Origin of the sequence: Geminisphaera colitermitum TAV2 (assembly GCF_000171235.2) — a bacterium.
GTDB lineage: Bacteria > Verrucomicrobiota > Verrucomicrobiia > Opitutales > Opitutaceae > Geminisphaera > Geminisphaera colitermitum.
The window spans coordinates 89,681-108,647 of the sequence record NZ_ABEA03000085.1; the positions used below are offsets into that span (position 1 = coordinate 89,681).

Genomic DNA, 18,967 nt, shown 5'->3' on the forward strand with positions numbered 1-18,967 from the left:
ACGGAGCGCAGCAGCGCGCAGATGGCATCGCCGAAGGCGATGGCCCGAAGGGCTGCCCTCGGCAGAGGGCACAAAGGCCTCCCTACCAAGTAGCAAATGGCTACAGCTTAAATGAAACTGCTCTAATCGAGAGCCCCCCTTCGCTCGGTACGCGGTTGAGTGGAGCCGGGGGGGGGGGGGGGGGGGGGAGGCCGCCGTTCCGTGGCAGGTGCCACGCGGCCACCGTCATTCTTTCAGCGAGGCCATGTCGATCACGAAGCGGTAGCGGACGTCGCTCTTCAAGAGGCGTTCGTAGGCTTCGTTGATCTGCTGGATGCGGATCAGTTCAATGTCGCTCACGATGTTGTGCGCGGAGCAGAAATCGAGCATCTCCTGGGTCTCCGCAATGCCGCCGATGCCGGAGCCGGCGAAGTTGCGGCGGGGAAGGATCAGGTTGAACACCGCGACGGAAAGCGGCGTGGCGGGCACGCCGACCTGCGTAAGCGTGCCGTCGAGCTTGAGGAGGTTGAACAAGGCGTTGATGTCGTGGTTGGCGGACACGGTATCGAGAATGAAGTCGAAGCTGCGGGCGTGCTTTTGCATCTGATCCTTGTCGGTCGAGATGATGACCTCGCTGGCCCCGAGGCGGATGGCGTCGGCGACTTTGCCCGGAGAAGTGGTCAGCACCACGGTGTGCGCGCCCATGGCGTGGGCGAATTTCACGCCCATGTGGCCGAGTCCACCGATGCCGACGATGCCCACTTTCTGGCCGGGGCCGACTTTCCAGTGGCGCAGCGGCGAATACGTGGTGATGCCTGCGCAGAGCAACGGGGCGGTGGCGGCGAGGTCGAGGTTGGCCGGCACGCGCAGGGTAAACGCCTGGTCCACCACCACGCTTTCGGAATAGCCGCCGTAGGTCATGCCGCCGAGGTGCTTGTCCTCCCCGTTGTAGGTGAAGGTGCAGCCATTCTCGCAATATTGCTCCAGACCGCGCTGGCAGCTCGGACAGGTGCGGCACGAGTCCACCATGCAGCCGACGGCGGCGAGGTCGCCTTCCTTGAACTTGGTGACCTTGGGGCCGACGCGGGTGACGCGTCCGACGATCTCGTGGCCGGGCACGCAGGGGTAGATCGTGTTTTGCCATTCGCCGCGGGCCTGGTGCAGGTCGGAGTGGCAGACGCCGCAGTAGAGGATTTCGATGACGACGTCGTGCGGCAGCGGATCGCGGCGCTGGATGGTAAACGGGGCGAGCGGAGAGGTGGTGGATTGGGCGGCGTAGGCCCGTTTGGGAACGGCGGTGACAGTTGGTTTGGACATGGCTCGGATGATAGCACAAGGCTGTCGAAATATCTCTCGTAACCTTGCTCGCTCTATCGGGATTTTGCGCAAAAGGCGGTGGCGGCTTGCATGTAATGGATTGGAAATTACGGGATGCTAATTACCGGCCATTTGCATGTTTGGTTTTGCAGAAGCGGGCAAAACTGTCTTAAGGCACGCGTCTTTATATGATTATCCGCACTGTTGCTTATCCTCGCGCCGGACTGATCGGCAATCCGTCCGATGGGTATTTTGGCAAGACGATCGCTTTTGCGTTCACGAATTTTTCCGCGCACATCGAGCTTTGGGAGTCCCCCGAGTTGGAGTTGTTGCCAAGTCGCCGCGACCACTCGGTGTTTTCCAGCCTTGAGGCTTTGCACAATGATGTGCGCTCGCACGGCTACTATGGCGGCTTTCGCCTGCTTAAGGCTGCGGCGAAGGCGTTTTATGAATATTGTGTCGAACGGGGCATTCAGATCGGCGCCAAAAACTACACGATGCGCTACCGGTCCGATATTCCAAATCGTGTGGGGCTTGCCGGGTCGAGTGCGTTGATCACGGCTTGCATGAGAGGATTGATGAGCTTTTACGGCGTGCAAATTTCACGGCATTCGCTGGCCAATCTCGTTCTCCGTGTGGAGAACAACGAACTCGGCATTCCGGCTGGTTTGCAGGACCGTGTCGCCCAATCTTATCAAGGGTTGGTTTACATGGATTTTAGCCGCGAGATGATGGAGAAGCGTCATTACGGTAGCTACGAATCGCTGGACCCGGCGAAACTGCCTCCCGTCTATGTGGCCTACCGCGAGGATCTGTCGGAAGGCACCGAGGTCTATCACAATGATCTGCGCGCGCGCTGGCAGCGTGGCGAAAAGGACGTGGTCGATGCGATTGAGTTCTGGGCCAACTTGACGCTGGAATTTCGCAAGGCTCTCGATGCCGGGGATCGCAAGGCCATGCACCGGATCATGAATGCCAACTTCGACAAGCGCGCCAGCCTTTATGACGTGGGCGACGGCAACCGCGACATGGTCGCCACCGCCCGCTCGACGGGGGCGAGTGCGAAATTTGCCGGCAGCGGCGGCGCCATCGTGGGCATTTATGATGATGAGGCGATGTTCCGGGATCTTGAAAAGGCTTTCGCCTCCAAGGGGATTCGTGTGATCAAGCCCGAGATCGCGCCCATGCTGCCCACCGGAGTTTAATTTGCGTGAAATTTTGCCGCTCAATTTAGCAGATTCAAATCATGAAAGCCATCATCCCAGCCGCCGGACTCGGCACTCGTTTTCTTCCCATTGCCAAGGCTGTACCCAAAGAAATGTTACCGCTCGGTGACAAGCCGGTCATCCACTACGTCGTCGCGGAAGCCGCCGCCGCCGGGTTTGATGAAATCCTCATCGTCATCAGCCAGGGCAAAGAGTGCATCCAGCACTACTTCGCGCCCAATCCCGATTTGGAACGGCACTTGGAAAAAATCGGGAAGTTGCAGGCGTTGGAAGACGTGCGCGCCGTCTCGCGGCTTGCCCGCATCAGCTACACTTACCAGAAGGAGATGCGCGGATTGGGCGACGCGGTTTTGCTAGGGCGCGAGTTCGTGGGGAACGATTCTCTCTTCGCCGTGTTGCTTGGTGACACGGTGATGCATCAATCGTCACCCCTGCCCGCCATGCGCGCGGCGTGGGAAAAATGGCGCCAGCCATCGGTGTGCCTGGAGCGGTGCCCCGCGGAACGTGTATCCAAATATGGAGTCGCCGGCGGAACGCTGCGGGAAGACGGCGTGTTTACGCTGGATCGTCTGGTGGAAAAACCAGCGCCGGATGCCGCGCCACGCTTGCGGTCTGCGGACGGCGTCCCGTTGCCTTTTCACGCGTTCGCGGCGCGTTACCTGTTTACGCCGCAGATTTTTGACCATCTGGAAAACACGCACGCCGGGTTTGGCGGGGAAATCCAATTGACCGACGCCATGGAGCAATTGCGTCTTCGAGACGGCATGTTGGGCGTCACGTGGCCGGGCAAACGCCTGGACATCGGCAACCCCGCGGGCCTCATCGATGCAGCAAGGCTTTATTAGAACCTGATGTTACGCAGGGGCCGCAGGGAGCGGCGGCATCCTGCCGCCGCTCCCTGGTCGTCCGCGTAACATCAGTTAGAACCCCAGCCGCACGCCAAGCATGGCACCGATGCCGGGCATGGGGTATCCGGGACGATAATACCACGTCCGGTCAGTGAGATTGTCCACGGCAAGGAACACCTCGCCCTGCTTCACGCGCAGCGACGGGACCGCAAAACGATAACCGAGTCGCGCATTCACAACCACCGACGACGGCACTTGCGGGTTGTTCGTTGGATCGGCGCTGACGGCGTCGCTGCGAGCCCAGGCGTTGGTCGGGTTCACATACATGCGGTCTTGGTAGAGCATATCGACGCTGAGTTGGAAATTTTGGAAAAAAGTCCAGTTGAAGCCGGCGCTTGCCGTCCACTCGGGCGCATAGGGCATGCCCGTCACCGACGTGTGCAACCAAGTGGCGCCGACAAAAAAACTCAGATCCGCCGTCGGGCTCCACGTGGCGCTGCTCTCCACGCCGTAATTGTGCCAGTCGCCGATGTTGGCAAAACCCTGCGGTACGGGCGCGCCCGTGGTCGGGAAAGTAAGCACGTAGCGGTTGTCGCCGCGGTCGTAAAACGTCGTGATGTCGGCCTTGAACTTCGGGTTGAAGCGGTGGCTCACGCCCGCTTCGAAATGGTCGAGCGTCTCCGCGTCGAGGTTGCGCCACGCCTCGCGTTTGGCCGGATCGTTGTAGAGCGGCGGGAGCACGGCCTGCGAAAACGCGGCGACGTTGAGGCCGGGATAACTGACGCCACGCGCGTAACCGGCGTGCGTTTCGGTGTCCTTGTAACCGGCCACCACACCGGCGTGTGGAGCGACTTCGGGATTGTCATTAAAAATGCTATGATCGTAAAAGCGGATGCCGGCGGAGGGTTGCGCGTAGTAACCGTCGCGTATGCCGAACAGATGATTGACCGCGGCGTAGGGGGAAACGATCCAGAAGTCCTCGCGCCCGAAACGTGTGTTCAGCGCGGGGTTGTAACGCTCAAACCTGCCCTTGCCGCTCATCACATCCACATCCAGCCCGGCGAGTACCTCGCCGCCTTCCCACGCGGCGAATTTCTCGGCGGCGCGCACTCCGTAAAGATCCCAGTCCATGATTGTGTTGTCCGTGTCGCCGGGGGCAACTGGCGCGCCGGTGTCGCGCATGCCTTGGTCATACCAGGCGGCATGTCCGGAATTCCAATACGCTTTGATCCAGCCTTCGGCGCGCTGGTAACGGTTTCCCAAAGTGACGACGGAGAGGATGTCGTCGGTCTTGTAGTCGCCCATGTGATACGGGGAGTTTTCCGCACCGGGGTCTTCCGCGTAGTTGTTGGTGCGATCGCCGAAAAAGGAGAGCGACCAGTTTTCGTTCAGCGCGTAGCCGAGGCGCAGAAAATAATCCTGGAGTTCGCCGCCGGAGTTGGGGCGGTCGCCGTCGGAACGGCGGTAACTCTGGCCGGCGTAAAAATCGAGCGGACCGCTTTTCCCGCCCGCTGACACTTTTTCGGTCAGCGTGCTGTCGGAGCCGGCGACGATGGTGATGTCGGCGGCGGTGCCTTCGGTGCGTTTTTGCCGGGGCGTGATGTTCACGGCGGTGAAGGCGTTGCCGAAAATCTGAGGCTGCACGCTCTTGTAAACCTCGATCGATTCCGCCGCATCGATGGAAAGGATATCGAGTAGTGGATGACTGAATACGGCATTGTAGCGCGGAGCGCCGTCGTAGAGCGCGACGAGTTCGCCGCCTGGGCGGCTGGCACCCATGCCGCGGATAAAAATCGCCCCCCCGCCCGAGCCGCCGTAGGAGCCGACTTTGTTGTTGCGCGAGATGTTGACGCCGGGCGTGGTGCGCAGTGCGGAGGAGATGTCGGTGGCGTTGAGGTCTTCAATTTGCCGCGCGCCCACCACGCTGTATCCGCCGGCGTAGGGGCTTGTGACGTTGCTCTGGATGAGGGGCGGTGCGGTGACGATCATCTCCGGCAATACTTGCGGCGTGGGTTCGACGGGGGTGTCGCCGAAGGCAGACGCGGGGACAAGAATGACGGCGGAGATTACGAGGTGTTTGAGCATTGGCAGGGAATGGAATTGGAAACGGTGGGCGCGGGGGGGGGGGGGGGGGGAGGGACATGTCTGCAAGCCTGCGCCATTCGAACCGACGACGTGGCGCGTCGTTTGCAACGGTTGGAAACTGTCGCTCCCTCGGAATGCGGGCGGGACGCCCGCGCCACATGTTCAGAACGCAAAGTCATCGGAACCGGCGGGGGCGGCGGCTTTTTCCTGCACGAGAACTTCGGCGGTCTCGTGCGTGGCGAGTCCGCGCACCACCACGGCTTTTTTCGGGAGCGCGGGACAGGCGAACTGGCACGCACCGCAACCGATGCAATACCGCTCATCCACGACCGGTTCGGCGTGGCGCGCGCCGCGTTGTTTCATTTGCAGGGCGGCGGTCGGGCAGTGCTCGGCGCAGGCGCCGCACGCGGTGTCATCGGTGATGACGATGCACCGCGAATGCGTCACTTCGGCGACGCCGATGCGTGTGCGCTGCTTCACGGCGGGCACGAGTGGCTGGAGGGCATGGTCGGGGCAGACGTCGCCGCAGGTCGTGCAGTTGATGTTGCAAAAACTCCGGTCGAAATTGAGCCGGGGTTTCATGAGGCCTTCGAGGCTGCCGTAGCCAAACACGGCGGGCTCCAGCACGTGGCTGGGGCAGGCGCTGACGCAGAGCTGGCAGGCGGTGCATTGTGCGACGAAGCGGTCGATGCTGCGCGCGCCGGGCGGGGCGACGGTCTTGCGGGATTTTTCGGACGAACCGTTCGCGTCGGTCTCACCGTGGTCATGGGTGCCGGTGCGGGCGGCGACGACGGTCAACGCGCCGGTCGTGAGCGTGCCGAGGAAGGCACGCCTTGAACGTCCAACATCGAACATCCAACATCCAACATCGAAGTGGGGCGCTACCGCGCCGGGGGGGGGGGGGGAGGGGGGCGGTTGGGGGTTCGCCGTTGGGCGTTGGATGTTGGGCGTTGGATGTTCGATGTTCGCCGACGCCGAGCGCCAGCGGAGACGCAGTCCGCCTTCGTCGCAGATGGAGACGCAGTCGAAGCAGCCGACGCAGCGTGAGTGGTCAATCTCCTGTTTGCGCAGATCGATGCACTGCGCCTTGCAACTGCGCAGGCAGTCGCCGCAGCGCACGCAGGCGCTGCGATCGATGGCGAGCCGGAAGAGGGATTTTTTGGATACAAGGCCGAGCAACGCGCCAACAGGACAAACGGTGTTGCACCAGAGGCGTCCGCGCAGCGCCGACATGATGACGACCGTGGTGAAGATCAGCAGCACCGGCAGGAACACGCCGAGGCCCGCCCAGGGTAGTGCGACTCGTGGTACTGCGTTGGATCCGAAGTGTTGCGCAATCAGGGCAACAAGGTTGTTGGCTCCGATTAGCAGGGGACGGAAGAGCGTGCCGGCGAAGCGTCCGAAGTGGCTGTAAGGGTCGAGCCATGCGAGGGCAAAGCCACCCCAGCCAGCGAGCACGGCTGCAATGGTGAGGGCGAGGATTGTGTATCGGGTTTTATTATACGCGGGGCGGTAGGGTAGTGGTTTTTTCTTTGGGTTTTTGTTAGCGCGTAGTTTTTTTGCGATACGTATCACGATGTCTTGCAGCACGCCGAGGGGGCAGAGGGTGGAGCAATAGACGCGTCCGATGACCAGCGTGACGACGAGCACCGCGATGCAGGCAAGCGAGAGCGCGGCGCCGCTGGCGAGCGCAATAGTCGATGGCAGAAACTGGATGCTTGTGACGGCGTGTTTAAATGTGGCGGGCAGGGCGTCGCGGTAGTCGAGGAAGGCGATCGTCACCGCCGTCAGGCAGAGCACGGCAAGGATGGTGCGCAGGAGGCGGAGGGTGTGACGCATTTTGGAATATCCGAGGGGGCCGCGAGTGTTGCGTGAGAATGCGGGATTTGGGAGCGGATGGGGCGCGGTTTCGGAGGCCTCGGAGAGGCCTCCCTACCGGGTTGTGAGAGCGTCAGGCCGCGAGGCGCACGCGTTCGATTTTGATGGCGTTGAGGTCGTAGGTGCCGAGGCCGGCGTTGCCGGCGATTTTGACGTGTTCGATGCCGTCCTGCGCGTGGCCGAGCATGCGGGCACCGGCGGCGTCGATGGCAACGATGTCGGTCGAGGCGAGGAGGGATTTTATGTTGGGGATGAGGTCATCCACGCTTTTGCCGCGCGGGCCGTTGCGCATCATGGGCGCGTAGGCGTCGAGAACGTTGAGCGCGGGGCGTTTGAAGCGGACGAAGTCGGCGATGCACTGGTGCAGGTTGTTCTGGTGATAGAAGCGGCGGTCCCAGATGGCACCCATGAGATTTTTCATGCAGGCGGTCATGGTGGCGCCGCCGTGGTGCTTGAGCACGGGGGCGTTGATGAAGACGTCGCTGTCGAGGATGAGCGAGTGGACTTTTGTTGTTTTGAGCGCGGTGCCGCCGGGGATTTCCACTTCGCGGTAGTAGGATTCGTCGTTGCCGGGGACTATTTTGCCTCCGGCTTCTTTCACGGCGGCGGCGATGCCGCTGTTTTCGTAGCAGCGTTCCCAAGCGTCGCAGGTGTGGTCAAACACGGACACTTGGCTGGCTCCGGCGGCGAGGCACATTTCGACGAGGCGGCAGACGATGTCGGGGTGCGTGTTGGCGGAGCGTTCGGGGACGACGTCCCAGCCGATGTTGGGTTTGATGACGACGGTCTGGCCCTTTTTGACGAAGCGTTCCATGCCGCCGAGTTCGGCCATGGCGCGGTTGACCATGGCGGTGCGGTCGCCGTCACGCACGGCGACGAGCGCGGGCGCGGCGGTTTTTTTGTCGTCGTCGGCTGAGGTGGCGGTGGTTGCGGCAAAAAGCCCGCCGAGATCGGCGAGCGAGAAGACCGCGCCTACAGCGAAGCCTTTTTTGAGGAAGTCACGACGGGTGTTCATAGTGGGATGTGTTTGGGTTTAGAGTGTTGGATTTAGAGTTTGGGGCTGGCGGGGATGCGCCAGGGCATGGGGAAGCAGTCTTCGTCAAAGAGCGCGTAGTCGGCGCGGCCGTTGATGGCGAAGGTGCGGATGTGCGCGGCAGTGGAAAGGATCTGGCGCGCAAAGGCGATGGTAGTGCCGGTTTTGATACGGTCGTCGGCGAGCAGGAGGCGTTTGCCGGCGAACTCGAAATCGGGTTCGCGGAGGAGGCGCGGGGTTTCGCCGCGAGGGGCGTTGGAGAGGTCACGCCAGTTGATGCGCAGGACGTTGACTTCGAGGCGGGTGCGTTCGTGCAGGAGGGCGGCGGGGAGGAGTCCGCCGTTGGCAATGGCAACAATCATGTCGAAGGGCTCCGCGATTTCGAGGGCGCGGAGGCGGGCGACGATCTGCTCGAAGGTTTTTGTTGAGTTATTTGGCTCCATCGGCGGTGGGCGCGGGCGGGAATTGTTTTTCGAGGGCGCGCAGGATGAGCCAGCCGCCGGCGACTTGGAACAACATGCCGGGCCAACCGAGGCGCGCGTCCTGGAGGGCGGCGGCGAGGCTGCCGGTCCACGTCCATTCAAAGAGTCCGCCGAGTGTTTGGTAGGCGATGACGGTGAGCAGGAGGGCGAGCGGCAGCAGGCGTTGGCGATATCCGCAGGCGCGGAGGGCGAGCGGCGCAAGCACGGCGATGAGGAGCGATTTTGCCAGAATGGAGGGCAGCATGGCGGCGGGCGGCATGCCGAAGAGGGCACTGTTGAGGAGTGGCGAGGCGAGGGCCGTGAGCACGCCCACGCGCCAGCCGCAGCGGCAGGCGGCGACGAGTGTGAAGAAGTAGAGGGGGAGGACGATTTTGCCGCCGAGCGCGGCGAGGTGACAAAGTTGGGGGAGGGCGAGGTTGCCGATGATGAAGGCGGCACTCCAAAAATAAAATGCCCGGTCGCGCAAACCGGGCATGGCGGACGGATAAAAGGAGGGCGCGGAGGGCGCGGGGATGGCGGCTTGGGTGGCGTGCATGGTCAGGGTCTTGGTCGGTGGTCGTTGCGGTGGCGGTTGGCGCGGGAGGGCGATGATAGCGGGAGGGCGGAGGACCGTCTCTCGCAGTTTTGCTGATTCTGTTGGGATTTTGCCTAAAAATGGCAGGTTTTTTTATGGGAGGACACTCTTTCTATAAGATGTTTTTTCGCTATTCTGGCTGAAAACAATGACGATTCCGCCTGACAGCGCCCCCGCAAAGGTGAATTGCCGGCAGATGCCGGGGACGCTGGTTTTTGCGAGTTGTTGCCGCCGGTGGCAGGACTTGCTAGTGAAAATTTACACGCTGCGGCAGACCGAGGACAGCGTGATCATTCCATCGGTGGCCGAGCCGTTCATTGTGTGGGTTTTGTCCGGCAATGCCGTGATCGAGGAGCGGGAATTGGACGGGGAGTGGACAGCGAATCATGTGGCGGCGGGTGATTTTTACCTGACGACGTCACCGACGCCTTACGAGTTGCGGTGGAAGGCGGTTGGCGAAGCGCAGTTGGAGGTTATGCATTTGTATCTCGGGCTGCCGCTTTTCCGGCAGGCGGCGCGCGAGGTGCTGGGCAAGGCGGGCCGTCGGGCGAGTCTGCGCGAGGTTTCCGGAAGGCATGATCCGGTGCTGTCGGTATTCCTCGGCCAACTACATCGTGAGATCACGGATTCCGGGGGGAAGCCGAGTTTGCTTTTTGCGCGGGGAATCGCGCAGAGCGTGGCCGTGCATCTGGTGCGCCATTACGCGGATACGAACACCGCGGGGACGGGCGATGCGCACGGGTTGCGCGGGGGGCGTTTGCCTGCATCCAGTTTGCGCAGGATCACGGATTTTATGGAGGCGCATCTGGACGAGGAGTTCCGGCTCGACGAACTGGCGCGCGAGGCGGGCATGAGCAAATTCCACTTTTGCCGTCTCTTCAGGAAAACGACGGGGTTGAGTCCGTCGCGCTATTTTATCCGGCTGCGCATGGAGATGGCGCGGCGGCTGTTGCGGGAGACATCAAGGAGCGTGATCGAGGTCGGGCTCGAAGTGGGTTACAGTAGCCCGAGTCATTTCGCGCAGGTTTTCCAGCGAGAGGCTGGCGTGCCGCCAAGCGAGTATCGGCGGCAGGGGTAGAGAGCGTAGCCGGTCATCGGCCCTAGCAGGAGGGGATAAAGAGGTGCGAGGGCACTTACCGTCTCCCGTGGATTCGCAAAAAGCGTAATGCGGGAACCATTACAAGAAAACCGAGAAGCAGGGCGACGGAGGCCGGTTCGGGAATGCTGGAGGATTCGATGCGCACGTTGTCCAGGATGAAAACCGAATTATCCCGGTAGGCATTGCTGAGGAATCCAAGGGCGAAGGTGTCGAACTCCCAGGTGGCGGGAGTGGCATCCTCCCCCGTCAAGGTGATGGCGCCATAGGTGAAGGAATACGCGATGCCGTTGACCGTCCGGCTCAGCGAGAGGGAAAAATCGTAGGTGGTAGCGTAGTTGAGCGTGCCGGTAACGTAGCCCGTGGATCCGACGTTTGTACCGGACGAGAAGAGGTCGTCGTTTCCCGTGGTTCGACGCTGGATGGTCACCGAGCCGTCGGCGTAGTTGCCCACCGCTCCCCGCACGGTGTAGCCAGAAGAGGACGCGAAGGCACCGCTGGTCAAAGCCCAGGTGTTTTTGTTCTCGGTCAGGCGGTTGCCGTTCGAGTCATAAAGGCCGAAGCGGAGCGCATCGCCCCAGCCGCCGCCCGGAAAGGTGTTGGACGAGGTGGTGAGCGAGAAACTGACGGTGATCGAGTCGCCCACGTTTTGGAGGCGGATCGGGGTGCCGGGCTCGCTGAAATAGGCAATTATTCCAGGGTTGCCCGTGTTTCTTGTGGTGATGGTTGCCTTGAGCGTGCCGTTGTTCGCGGCGATGGTATGGTCGACTCCATTGTTGTTGCCATGGACCAGATACCATGCAGCGGAGTCGGGCAGGGCCTGGTTGGTCAGGTTGTTGTCGGAGAAGGTTTCATCGAGAATGAGGGCGGCGTGCGCCTGGGCGCAGAAAGCGATGACTCCGGACAGTATCTTTGCTGTGGATACGATTGTTTTCATTGGATGCGGTGTGTGGTGGTTGATGGTGCAGGGGGAGATCGGCTCCGGCATCGGACATCCGGCGGAGAAGAGAAGGGAACTCAGTAGGGCCAGTAGTAGTTCCGGTTGCGCATTTCGCCGGGTTTGAAAGCGCGCACGCTGCCGTCGAGAAACACGGCATGGCTCAGGCCGTTGTGGCGGTAGCGGAAATAACCGTGGTTGGAGTTGTCATCGACATCAGGGTCAGAGGCGGGCGAGAGAATGCCTTCCGGACCAGGGATGGGGCGACGATTCCACCTGAAGGCGTAGGTTGAAGCGCCGGACCACTGCGGAACCTGGCTACTGTCGCCAAAAAAGATGACCTGCTGGCGGTCGGTGATGGCGTCGAGGCGTGGTTCCGGCGCGCCAGCATCAAGCGCCACCAGGGTGTTATTGATGGCGTAAGTGAAACGCGGATAGAAAACCGGAGCGACCACCGGGATGGGCTGGACGGGGCAGAGAAATACCGGAATCGGCGCGGTGGTGCCATGGCTGCTCGTGGCACCGGAGTAGGGCATGAGCAGCCAGTTCCATCCCTTGTCCTGATTGCTGCTGTCGCGGTAGGGAAACAGCTTGCCGCGATTGTCTTCGGCGTAGAGCAGACCGGCGACTCCGAGTTGACGGAGGTTGCTGCGACAGGTGGCGGCGCGGGCGGAAGAGCGGACTTTTGAAACCGTGGGAATGATGATCGCCGCGAGAATGCCGATGATGGCGATGACCGTGAGGAGCTCGATGAGCGTAAATCCCCGTTTGGCGGCGACGCGTGAACGGAAATCGTGGAAAGGACAGGCGAAGATGTTTTGACGGATCATGACGTGGTCGGGGTTTGGGAAGAGGCGGCGGATGCGGGCGGCGGATTCCCTGCCGTGGCCGGCATCGTCAGGGGAGGCGGCGGAACGTCGGCCAGTTGATAGAGAGCCTTGCGGAGCGCCCAGGCACTGGAGGTGGCGTTCAGGTCACTTTGGCGGCCCGCACGGGCGGGGAGGTGATAGAGGTCGTTGGGGGAAATCGTATAGCGGCCAACTCGACGGGAGAAGGCTCCATCCGGACATTGAAAGCGGGTCAATTCGATCCGCGACGTGTCGATGATGGCGCACAGTTCGGAGGGAGAGAGCGTGTAGCCGGTTTCCTTGACGAGAAAGGAGAGCATTTCGGAAGCGTTGCGGATAAAGAAAATCACGTCGGTCCCGGGCTCGCTCCGATACCAGTCGAGCACGGTTTCCAGCACTTGCTCCGCGCGCGGAACAGGCTGCCCGAGCGAGTGGCAGAACGAAACGAGTTTGAAGGCTCCCGAGAGGCGGATGTTGATCGGTCCCTCACCGATGAGGCCTGTCGTCGGATTCTGGCGTGCCCGGACATTGCGCAGCGCCTCGGCGACGAGGGTCTCTTTCAGGGCGGGCTCCTGGGCGCGAATCAGACGAGCCTGCGAGGCGAGCTGGTCGAGGGCGGTCCACGGGTTGTCCCATGGCCGGGCATCGAGCCACTCACGGAAAGCGGTGGCAGTGACAAGGTGAGAGGGGACAGAGCTGGTGGTTGCCGCGGTTGCGAGCGAAGGTTGCGGTTTTTTCCAAAGGGTGAAGGGGAGGTTGATTCCGGCGGTGCGCAGAGTCTGTTGTTTTGCAGTCGGCGTCTTTCGCTCTCCGGGGAGTGGATAAAGCGGTTTTGTTCCGAGAATGCGAAGCGCGTGCACGGAAAACATGAGGGCGCGCCCCATCGTCCGTGTGTCGTCTTTCATTTCCGGATACGCGGGGTCGGAGAAAAATCCATTTTCGGGGTCCTGGCGCGATTGGAAAAACCGCACGATTGCCTGCTTCCGGCTGGCCGGCAACCGGGCGAGTTGCCCGGAGTCATGCAGAATCTGCACGGCGAAAAACGTGGACTGGATATCAGGCGCATAAGGGCGGTCTTCGCGTCCGTTTTTCAGGCCGGTTGACTCGAAAAAACCGCCGGTTTTCTCGTCGGCGAGGCCGAGCACCCAGGGGAGCACGCCGATGTAGGCAGTCTCCAGACGTTGCAGGGCGCTGGTCACGGCGGTGTCGGTTGCCGTCGTCTCACTCGCCGAGGCGGGCAAGATGGTTGCGAGCGTGAGATACGTGGCGATGACAAATAAAAAAGTGGCGCGGGCGATGCCAGTCAGAGCGGGGCCGGACGGCGGGCGGGTGTGTTCGCGTGGAGGTTTTTCCATGGTGCAAAAGTTTTTGTGGGCGGACTCGGATGAGAGAGCAGGAGAACCAAACGGGAAATTTACGGCCTTGTGGAGTCCGCGGGAATCTTACATAAGATTTTCGCTTCAGATCCAAGCCATCAACACCGTTGCCTCACCATGGGAAAGTCCGACAAACCGGTTGGTCTCAAGGAAATCGCCGAAGCGACCGGTTTTTCGCGCATGACGGTTTCGTGCGCGTTGCGGTCGTCCCCGAAGGTAAAGGCCGGCACCGCCGCGATCATCCGCAAGGCGGCGGCCAGGCTGGGTTATGTGCCGGACGCCCGGATCGCGTCCGTCATGGCGAGCGTGCGTGCGGCCAAGGTTCGCGTTCCCGAACCCATCGCCTGGCTCAATGCCGCGCCCGAGCGCTGGTGCTGGAAAGACCTCAAGTGGCTGACCCCCTACCGCGAGGGGGCGCAGGAGCAGTGCGCGGCGCTGGGTTACAAGCTCGACGATTTCTGGCTGGCCGAGCCGGGTATGACCGAGCAGCGGATGTCGAAGATCCTGATCAACCGGGGGATTCGCGGGGTGATCATCACGCCGGCTCCAACGGTGCTCGGTGTTTCGCATCTGGCTTTCGACTGGAAAAAGTTTTGCGGGATTTCGTTTGAGAATGCGTTGCTCGCTCCTCGCCTGCACCGGGTCGTGCAGTCCTACCACTACAACCTGATGCTCGCGCTCAAGGTGCTTCGGCGCAGTGGCTACCGGCGTATCGGACTTTTCATGCAGACGCTGGAGCAGCGCCGCTCACAGCACACCTATCTGGCCGCGCTGCATTACTTCCAGAAAAGCATCCCAGAGGAGGAGAGAGTGGAGCCGTTGGTTTACAGGAGCATTTACGGACTGCCGGATGCGGTTCCGTTTGCCGAATGGGTTGCCAGCGAGAGCCGGAAACCGAATCAGGGTGACTATCAGGCCAAACCGCAGGCGATGTTGCGCGACTGGATCAAGCGTGAACGGCCGGATGTGATCATCGGCCAGCGCCGCAACCTGCTCGAGTGGCTGGCGGGAATCGGCTTGCGGGTGCCGGAGGATATCGGGGTGGCGCATCTTGCGCTCGACGACGACTGCGCGGACTGGGCGGGCATCTGGCAAAACAAACGCCACATCGGGGCGCAGGCCGTGCAGCAACTCGTCGCCATGATGCAGACGAACCAACCCGGCATCCCCGAAATCGCCCACGAAACCCTTATCCGCGGCACATGGCGCTACGGGAAAACGATCAAAACCCGAGGGGAAAAATAGTTCTGGGAAAGTGGGTAAAGGCCAGCCGTGACCGGATCAGAACAGGTCCAGTTGCCGGGCGCGTGGCGTGGCGGGCGGGTCTTCGCGCTGGCGGTCGAGGAGGGTGTCCCGGATGTCGCGCAGGAAGGGGGATGGATAACGTTCGCGCAACTCGCCCTGCCAGTGGCGGCGGCGGGCATGCGTGAGGAAGAGGCGCTCCTTCGCGCGGGTGATGCCGACGAAGAACAGGCGGCGCTCCTCGGCAATGTCAGCTTCGGTCTTGGCTACGGTGTCGGCGTCGCTGGCGTCCGCAGTGGCGAAGTTGAATCGGTGGGGCAGGAGGCCGTCCTCGCAACCGACAAGAAAGACGACGCGAAATTCAAGGCCCTTGGCAGCGTGTAATGTTAACAGGGATACACGTTCGGCGCGGGCGTCGTGCAGGTCCACGTCCACGCCGAGCGCGAGTTCGCTCTGGAAGGCGTCGAGGTCGGCGCCGTGTTTTTCAGCGAGCGGTCGGAGTGCGTCGGTGATGGGGCGCAGATCGGCGTCGGGTTGGTCGGCGCGCGCGAGAATGGCGGCGGCTTGCGAGAGGCGTTCGGCAAGGGGGGGGGAGGGGGGGAGGGTTTTGATTTGGGTGACGAGCGCCTGCACGGTGGGGTGCGCGGAGAGGGGGCCGTGGGCGCGTTTCTGGAAGGGGATGCCAGAGCGGGTGAGCGCTTCGACGAGCGGCGGGGTCTGGGCGTCGGTGCGGTAAAGGATGGCGATGTCGTTGAACGCGTAATGTGCCGGCACCACGGCTCCGCTGGCGCGGCCGGTGTCGAACGAGGTGAGGCTGGTGCCGCCAATGAGGCGTTCGATGGTCTCGACCACAAATTCGGCCTCGGCGCGGTCGGTGCCGCATTCGCGCAGGAGGAGGCGGGTGGCGTCGGTGTTTTGCGCGAGCAGGGCGCGGTCGCGCACGAGCGTGGTGGGTGCGACGGCTTGCAGGGCGGCTTCAACAATGGGACGAGCGGAGCGGTAGTTGCGCGTGAGTTGCACGGTGTGCGCGCCGGGGTGGTCGGTCTGGAATTGTTGGAAGAAACGGACGTCGGTGCCGCGAAAGCCGTAGATGGCTTGGTCGGGGTCGCCAATGGCGCAGAGGCTGGTGATGGAATTCTCCACGTCTGCCAGGTAGTGGACGAGCTGATACTGGCGTTCGTCCACGTCCTGGTATTCGTCGATGGATACATGCGGCCAGCGGGCGCGGTAGTGCGCGGCGAGGGCGGGATCGGCGGCAAGGAGTTCAACAGTGAGCGCGATGAGGTCGTCGAAATCCACGAGGCCGCGGGCGCGCATCGCTTGCGTGTAGGCGGGGGGGGGAGGGATTGCGCGGTCGGCGAACAGGCGGCGGGCGTCGGCGGCAGAGATGCCGAGGATTTCACGGGCGAGGGCGAATGCCTCGCGTTCACCGGCCACGCGGAGCGGTGCGCCGAGGTCGAGTTTTTCCTGTTGTTCGCGGAGAATCGTGAGGCCGAGGGCGTGGAAGGTTGTCACGAGCACGCGGGAGCCGCGTCCGTCGGGAAGGAGTTGCGCGAGGCGTTCGCGCATTTCGCCGGCGGCGCGGCGGGTGAAGGTGATGGCAAGGCAGGATTCGGGCGGCGCGTCGTGGTCGGCGATGAGGTGCGCGATGCGGTGCGTGAGCGTGCGGGTTTTGCCGGTGCCGGGTCCGGCGATGATGAGCAGGGGACCGCGCACGATGGATGCAGCGGCGCGCTGGTCGGGGTCGAGGCCGGCGAGGAGTGGGAATCTTTCTGGTGTCTGCGATTGCCTGGCCGGTAGGGAGGTCTCTCCGAGATCTCCGTGGCCGAGTTGCGAGATCGCGCTGAGTTCCAAAGTCGTTTCAGCGTTCGACGGAGGTCTCGGAGAGACCTCCCTACCAGGAGTTGCGGGCGAGACGTCCGCGCCACTTTTTTTCGGTTTCGCCGCCTCCGGTTCGGGCAGGTCGAAGAGTGTGCCGATGGATTTTGTGGTTTCGACTTCGCCGGGTTTGAAGACGCGGATGACGCCGTATTCGCCGTCGTAGCCGCCTTCGCGGATGACTTCGCCGGCACGCATTCGGCGGATCGCTTCAGAGAGGAGCGGCGATGTGGCGCGGGCAATGTCGTCGAGCGGGATGTCGCCGAGGAGGTCGAGTTCGGGACCGAGGCGGGCGATGGCCTGCTCCCAAGCGGAGCTCACGGTTTTGCTTTTGGAGCCGGTTCCGTGGATTTCCCCCAACAATTCGGGCAGCGGGATGAAGCTGCGAAAGGGCGGGGCGGCGGCGGGTTTTTGCGGGGTGGCGCGGTCGGCGAGTTCGAGCACGCGGTAATGGACGCCGAGGGTGAGCGGTGCGCCGCAGACGGGACATTTGCCTCCAAGGCGGCGCGATTCGGCGGGTTCGCAATGGAAGCCGCAGGCGCGGTGGCCGTCGTGGTGGTATTTGCCTTCCTCGGGGAAAAATTCGACCGAGCCGGCATAGCCGTGGCCGGTGGCGAGGGCGTCGCGGATGGCGAAGTAATCCATCGCGCAGTCGAAGCGGCTGGCCTCGCGTCCGAGGTTGCCGGGGGAGTGTGCGTCGGAACTGGATACAAGCCGGTAGGTGTCGAGCATGGAGAGTTGCCAGTTCATGGCGGGGTCGGAGGAGAGGCCGGTTTCGAGCGCAAAGATGTGCGGGGTGAGGTCGCCGTAGCATTCGTCGAGACGGTCGAAGCCGGACTTGGAACCGAAGACGCTGAACCATGGCGTCCAGATGTGCGCGGGGATGAGGTAACAGCCTTCGCCGGCGCTGAGGCAGATTTCGAGGAGGTCGCGTGAGTTGAGGCCGAGGATGGGGCGTCCGTCGGAGGCGAGGTTGCCGATGCGGGCGAGGCGGGCGGTCATGCGGTCGGCGCTGGCAATGTCGGGCGCGTAGAGCAGGTGGTGAACTTTGCGGACTTTGTCGCCCTGCTTGTAGATGGTGGAGATTTCCACTTCGAGGAGGAAGCGGACGGGCGCGGCGGAGGCGGCGCAGGGGCCGATCTCAGCATTGACGGAGGCTTCGAGGTCGTCGCGCAGGCGGAACAGGCCGGGTTCGGCGGGCACGAGTTCGTCCTTGATGGCGGCCATCCAGGCGGGGTGCGTGAAGTCACCTGTAGCGACGACACGGATACCTTTTTTCTTTGCCCAGAGCGCAAGGTGGTAGAAGTCGAGATCCCCGCTGGTGGCACGGGAGTATTTGGAGTGAATGTGCAGGTCGGCGTGGAACGACATCGTTCCTGGCAGCGCATGACATCATGGCCGCGAGGGCAAGCGCACGGATGCACGGATAGGTCTCGTGTTAAGCGCGGACGGGGGCATAAAGCGTAACCATGACACCCTCCCCTCTGGCCCAGTTGGATCAAACCGTCCTCGAATTGATCGAGCATAGTCCCCAGGGAATGGTGCCGCATACGCCGGCTTATCAAGATGCGCTCGGGCGCTTGTGCGCGGCGCATCAGGTTTACGCGTCGGCTGACCACAAGGGGGGGTATGTGTCGGTGCGGTCATTGGCGGGTTTGCCTGCGTTCTATGCGCATAATCTGGAGGCATTCCTGACAGGAGCGGGTGGGGCGGGAGCGGCGGGAGGGATTGGTGAGGAGGAGTTAGAGGCGGATGCAGAGGTTTTTAACCGCTACGTGCTGTCGTTGCCGGAGGCGTTGCGCGCGAACGCGGAGGCGAGTCGGGCCTTGGTCGTGGCTCGCAAGGTGCATCATCGCTCCAAACTGGGCGCAGGGGTGGTGCATGATCCGGTGCATTCGTTGTTTCTGGTGCCGGGGGCGGGGCCGAATCCGGGGCTGCCGGGTAATTATTTGTACGGTTTGGTGTTTCAGACCGCCGAGGATGTCGCAACCGGGGCGTGGCGGGTGCATGTGCATGATCGCGCGGATGGGGCGGCTTTGTGTGAGGTGGCGTCGGGTGCTGAGGCTTGGACCAGAGTGGCGGAGGTGTTGGAATGTGCTCCGTTTTTGCTGAGTGAATTGGAGATGCTGGGGTTTCGGTCCAATTGAGCAGGCGAGTGGCCGGGGGGG

The 18,967-nt window shown here is 62.5% G+C and carries 15 protein-coding genes; 5 read left to right on the top strand and 10 right to left on the bottom strand.

Annotated elements, in window-relative coordinates:
* Positions 1-225 precede the first annotated feature (225 nt).
* The gene (locus tag OBACDRAFT_RS09020) at positions 226-1,296 is read right to left on the bottom strand and encodes an NAD(P)-dependent alcohol dehydrogenase (protein WP_043584832.1); all 1,071 of its coding nucleotides are present in this window, start codon (positions 1,294-1,296) and stop codon (positions 226-228) included.
* A 188-nt stretch (positions 1,297-1,484) separates the two neighbouring features.
* Between OBACDRAFT_RS09020 and OBACDRAFT_RS09025 the strand changes: the two genes are divergently transcribed.
* Together OBACDRAFT_RS09025 and OBACDRAFT_RS09030 are read left to right on the top strand one after the other, a co-directional pair.
* Positions 1,485-2,501, top strand: a complete 1,017-nt coding sequence (locus OBACDRAFT_RS09025) for a mevalonate kinase family protein (protein WP_043584835.1) — start codon at positions 1,485-1,487, stop codon at positions 2,499-2,501.
* Positions 2,502-2,542: 41 nt separating this feature from the next.
* On the top strand, positions 2,543-3,367 hold the full coding sequence (locus OBACDRAFT_RS09030; protein ID WP_052361551.1) for a UTP--glucose-1-phosphate uridylyltransferase: 825 nt from the start codon (positions 2,543-2,545) through the stop codon (positions 3,365-3,367).
* A 75-nt stretch (positions 3,368-3,442) separates the two neighbouring features.
* Here OBACDRAFT_RS09030 and OBACDRAFT_RS09035 read toward each other — a convergent pair whose 3' ends face one another.
* The 5 genes from OBACDRAFT_RS09035 to OBACDRAFT_RS09055 all read right to left on the bottom strand — a co-directional run bounded on the left by OBACDRAFT_RS09035 (position 3,443) and on the right by OBACDRAFT_RS09055 (position 9,383).
* A complete protein-coding gene (locus OBACDRAFT_RS09035) occupies positions 3,443-5,563 on the bottom strand; it encodes a TonB-dependent receptor (protein WP_232766916.1) in 2,121 nt (706 codons plus the stop codon).
* A 54-nt stretch (positions 5,564-5,617) separates the two neighbouring features.
* Positions 5,618-7,294 (bottom strand): 4Fe-4S binding protein, encoded by a 1,677-nt coding sequence (locus tag OBACDRAFT_RS09040; RefSeq protein ID WP_043584839.1) that lies wholly within the window; start codon positions 7,292-7,294, stop codon positions 5,618-5,620.
* Between the two features lie 112 nt (positions 7,295-7,406).
* On the bottom strand, positions 7,407-8,348 hold the full coding sequence (locus OBACDRAFT_RS09045) for a DUF362 domain-containing protein (RefSeq protein ID WP_043584841.1): 942 nt from the start codon (positions 8,346-8,348) through the stop codon (positions 7,407-7,409).
* A gap of 32 nt (positions 8,349-8,380) precedes the next feature.
* Positions 8,381-8,809, bottom strand: coding sequence for a phosphoribosyltransferase (locus OBACDRAFT_RS09050; RefSeq protein WP_043584843.1), 429 nt, complete (start codon positions 8,807-8,809; stop codon positions 8,381-8,383).
* Positions 8,796-9,383: a hypothetical protein gene (locus tag OBACDRAFT_RS09055; protein ID WP_043584845.1), complete on the bottom strand. Its 588-nt coding sequence runs from the start codon at positions 9,381-9,383 to the stop codon at positions 8,796-8,798. The genes OBACDRAFT_RS09050 and OBACDRAFT_RS09055 overlap by 14 nt, the downstream gene beginning before the upstream one ends.
* A gap of 289 nt (positions 9,384-9,672) precedes the next feature.
* Here OBACDRAFT_RS09055 and OBACDRAFT_RS09060 point away from each other — a divergent pair, with 289 nt between their 5' ends.
* Positions 9,673-10,500: a helix-turn-helix domain-containing protein gene (locus tag OBACDRAFT_RS09060; RefSeq protein ID WP_232766918.1), complete on the top strand. Its 828-nt coding sequence runs from the start codon at positions 9,673-9,675 to the stop codon at positions 10,498-10,500.
* Between the two features lie 55 nt (positions 10,501-10,555).
* On the opposite strand, the gene OBACDRAFT_RS09065 is transcribed toward OBACDRAFT_RS09060, so the two are convergent.
* The 3 genes from OBACDRAFT_RS09065 to OBACDRAFT_RS09075 form a co-directional block, all read right to left on the bottom strand.
* Positions 10,556-11,455 (bottom strand): hypothetical protein, encoded by a 900-nt coding sequence (locus tag OBACDRAFT_RS09065; RefSeq protein WP_043584849.1) that lies wholly within the window; start codon positions 11,453-11,455, stop codon positions 10,556-10,558.
* Between the two features lie 80 nt (positions 11,456-11,535).
* Positions 11,536-12,285 carry a prepilin-type N-terminal cleavage/methylation domain-containing protein gene (locus tag OBACDRAFT_RS30655; RefSeq protein ID WP_043584851.1) on the bottom strand — a complete coding sequence of 250 codons (750 nt, stop codon included), beginning with the start codon at positions 12,283-12,285 and terminating at the stop codon, positions 11,536-11,538.
* On the bottom strand, positions 12,282-13,658 hold the full coding sequence (locus tag OBACDRAFT_RS09075) for a prenyltransferase/squalene oxidase repeat-containing protein (RefSeq protein ID WP_232766921.1): 1,377 nt from the start codon (positions 13,656-13,658) through the stop codon (positions 12,282-12,284). Before OBACDRAFT_RS09075 ends, OBACDRAFT_RS30655 begins: the two co-directional genes overlap by 4 nt.
* Before the next feature lie 138 nt (positions 13,659-13,796).
* Between OBACDRAFT_RS09075 and OBACDRAFT_RS09080 the strand changes: the two genes are divergently transcribed.
* Positions 13,797-14,924 carry a substrate-binding domain-containing protein gene (locus tag OBACDRAFT_RS09080; RefSeq protein WP_043584853.1) on the top strand — a complete coding sequence of 376 codons (1,128 nt, stop codon included), beginning with the start codon at positions 13,797-13,799 and terminating at the stop codon, positions 14,922-14,924.
* Between the two features lie 36 nt (positions 14,925-14,960).
* Here OBACDRAFT_RS09080 and OBACDRAFT_RS30660 read toward each other — a convergent pair whose 3' ends face one another.
* Positions 14,961-18,170, bottom strand: coding sequence for a UvrD-helicase domain-containing protein (locus tag OBACDRAFT_RS30660; RefSeq protein ID WP_043584854.1), 3,210 nt, complete (start codon positions 18,168-18,170; stop codon positions 14,961-14,963).
* Between the two features lie 122 nt (positions 18,171-18,292).
* Between OBACDRAFT_RS30660 and OBACDRAFT_RS09090 the strand changes: the two genes are divergently transcribed.
* Positions 18,293-18,946 carry a hypothetical protein gene (locus OBACDRAFT_RS09090; RefSeq protein ID WP_043584894.1) on the top strand — a complete coding sequence of 218 codons (654 nt, stop codon included), beginning with the start codon at positions 18,293-18,295 and terminating at the stop codon, positions 18,944-18,946.
* Positions 18,947-18,967 lie beyond the last annotated feature (21 nt).

Bases quoted from the DNA above. Each gene is read 5' to 3' on its own strand.
- OBACDRAFT_RS09020 (WP_043584832.1), bottom strand. From the start codon at position 1,296: ATGTCCAAACCAACTGTCACCGCCGTTCCCAAACGGGCCTACGCCGCC.
- OBACDRAFT_RS09025 (WP_043584835.1), top strand. From the start codon at position 1,485: ATGATTATCCGCACTGTTGCTTATCCTCGCGCCGGACTGATCGGCAAT.
- OBACDRAFT_RS09030 (WP_052361551.1), top strand. From the start codon at position 2,543: ATGAAAGCCATCATCCCAGCCGCCGGACTCGGCACTCGTTTTCTTCCC.
- OBACDRAFT_RS09040 (WP_043584839.1), bottom strand. From the start codon at position 7,294: ATGCGTCACACCCTCCGCCTCCTGCGCACCATCCTTGCCGTGCTCTGC.
- OBACDRAFT_RS09045 (WP_043584841.1), bottom strand. From the start codon at position 8,348: ATGAACACCCGTCGTGACTTCCTCAAAAAAGGCTTCGCTGTAGGCGCG.
- OBACDRAFT_RS09050 (WP_043584843.1), bottom strand. From the start codon at position 8,809: ATGGAGCCAAATAACTCAACAAAAACCTTCGAGCAGATCGTCGCCCGC.
- OBACDRAFT_RS09055 (WP_043584845.1), bottom strand. From the start codon at position 9,383: ATGCACGCCACCCAAGCCGCCATCCCCGCGCCCTCCGCGCCCTCCTTT.
- OBACDRAFT_RS09065 (WP_043584849.1), bottom strand. From the start codon at position 11,455: ATGAAAACAATCGTATCCACAGCAAAGATACTGTCCGGAGTCATCGCT.
- OBACDRAFT_RS30655 (WP_043584851.1), bottom strand. From the start codon at position 12,285: ATGATCCGTCAAAACATCTTCGCCTGTCCTTTCCACGATTTCCGTTCA.
- OBACDRAFT_RS09075 (WP_232766921.1), bottom strand. From the start codon at position 13,658: ATGGAAAAACCTCCACGCGAACACACCCGCCCGCCGTCCGGCCCCGCT.
- OBACDRAFT_RS09080 (WP_043584853.1), top strand. From the start codon at position 13,797: ATGGGAAAGTCCGACAAACCGGTTGGTCTCAAGGAAATCGCCGAAGCG.
- OBACDRAFT_RS30660 (WP_043584854.1), bottom strand. From the start codon at position 18,170: ATGTCGTTCCACGCCGACCTGCACATTCACTCCAAATACTCCCGTGCC.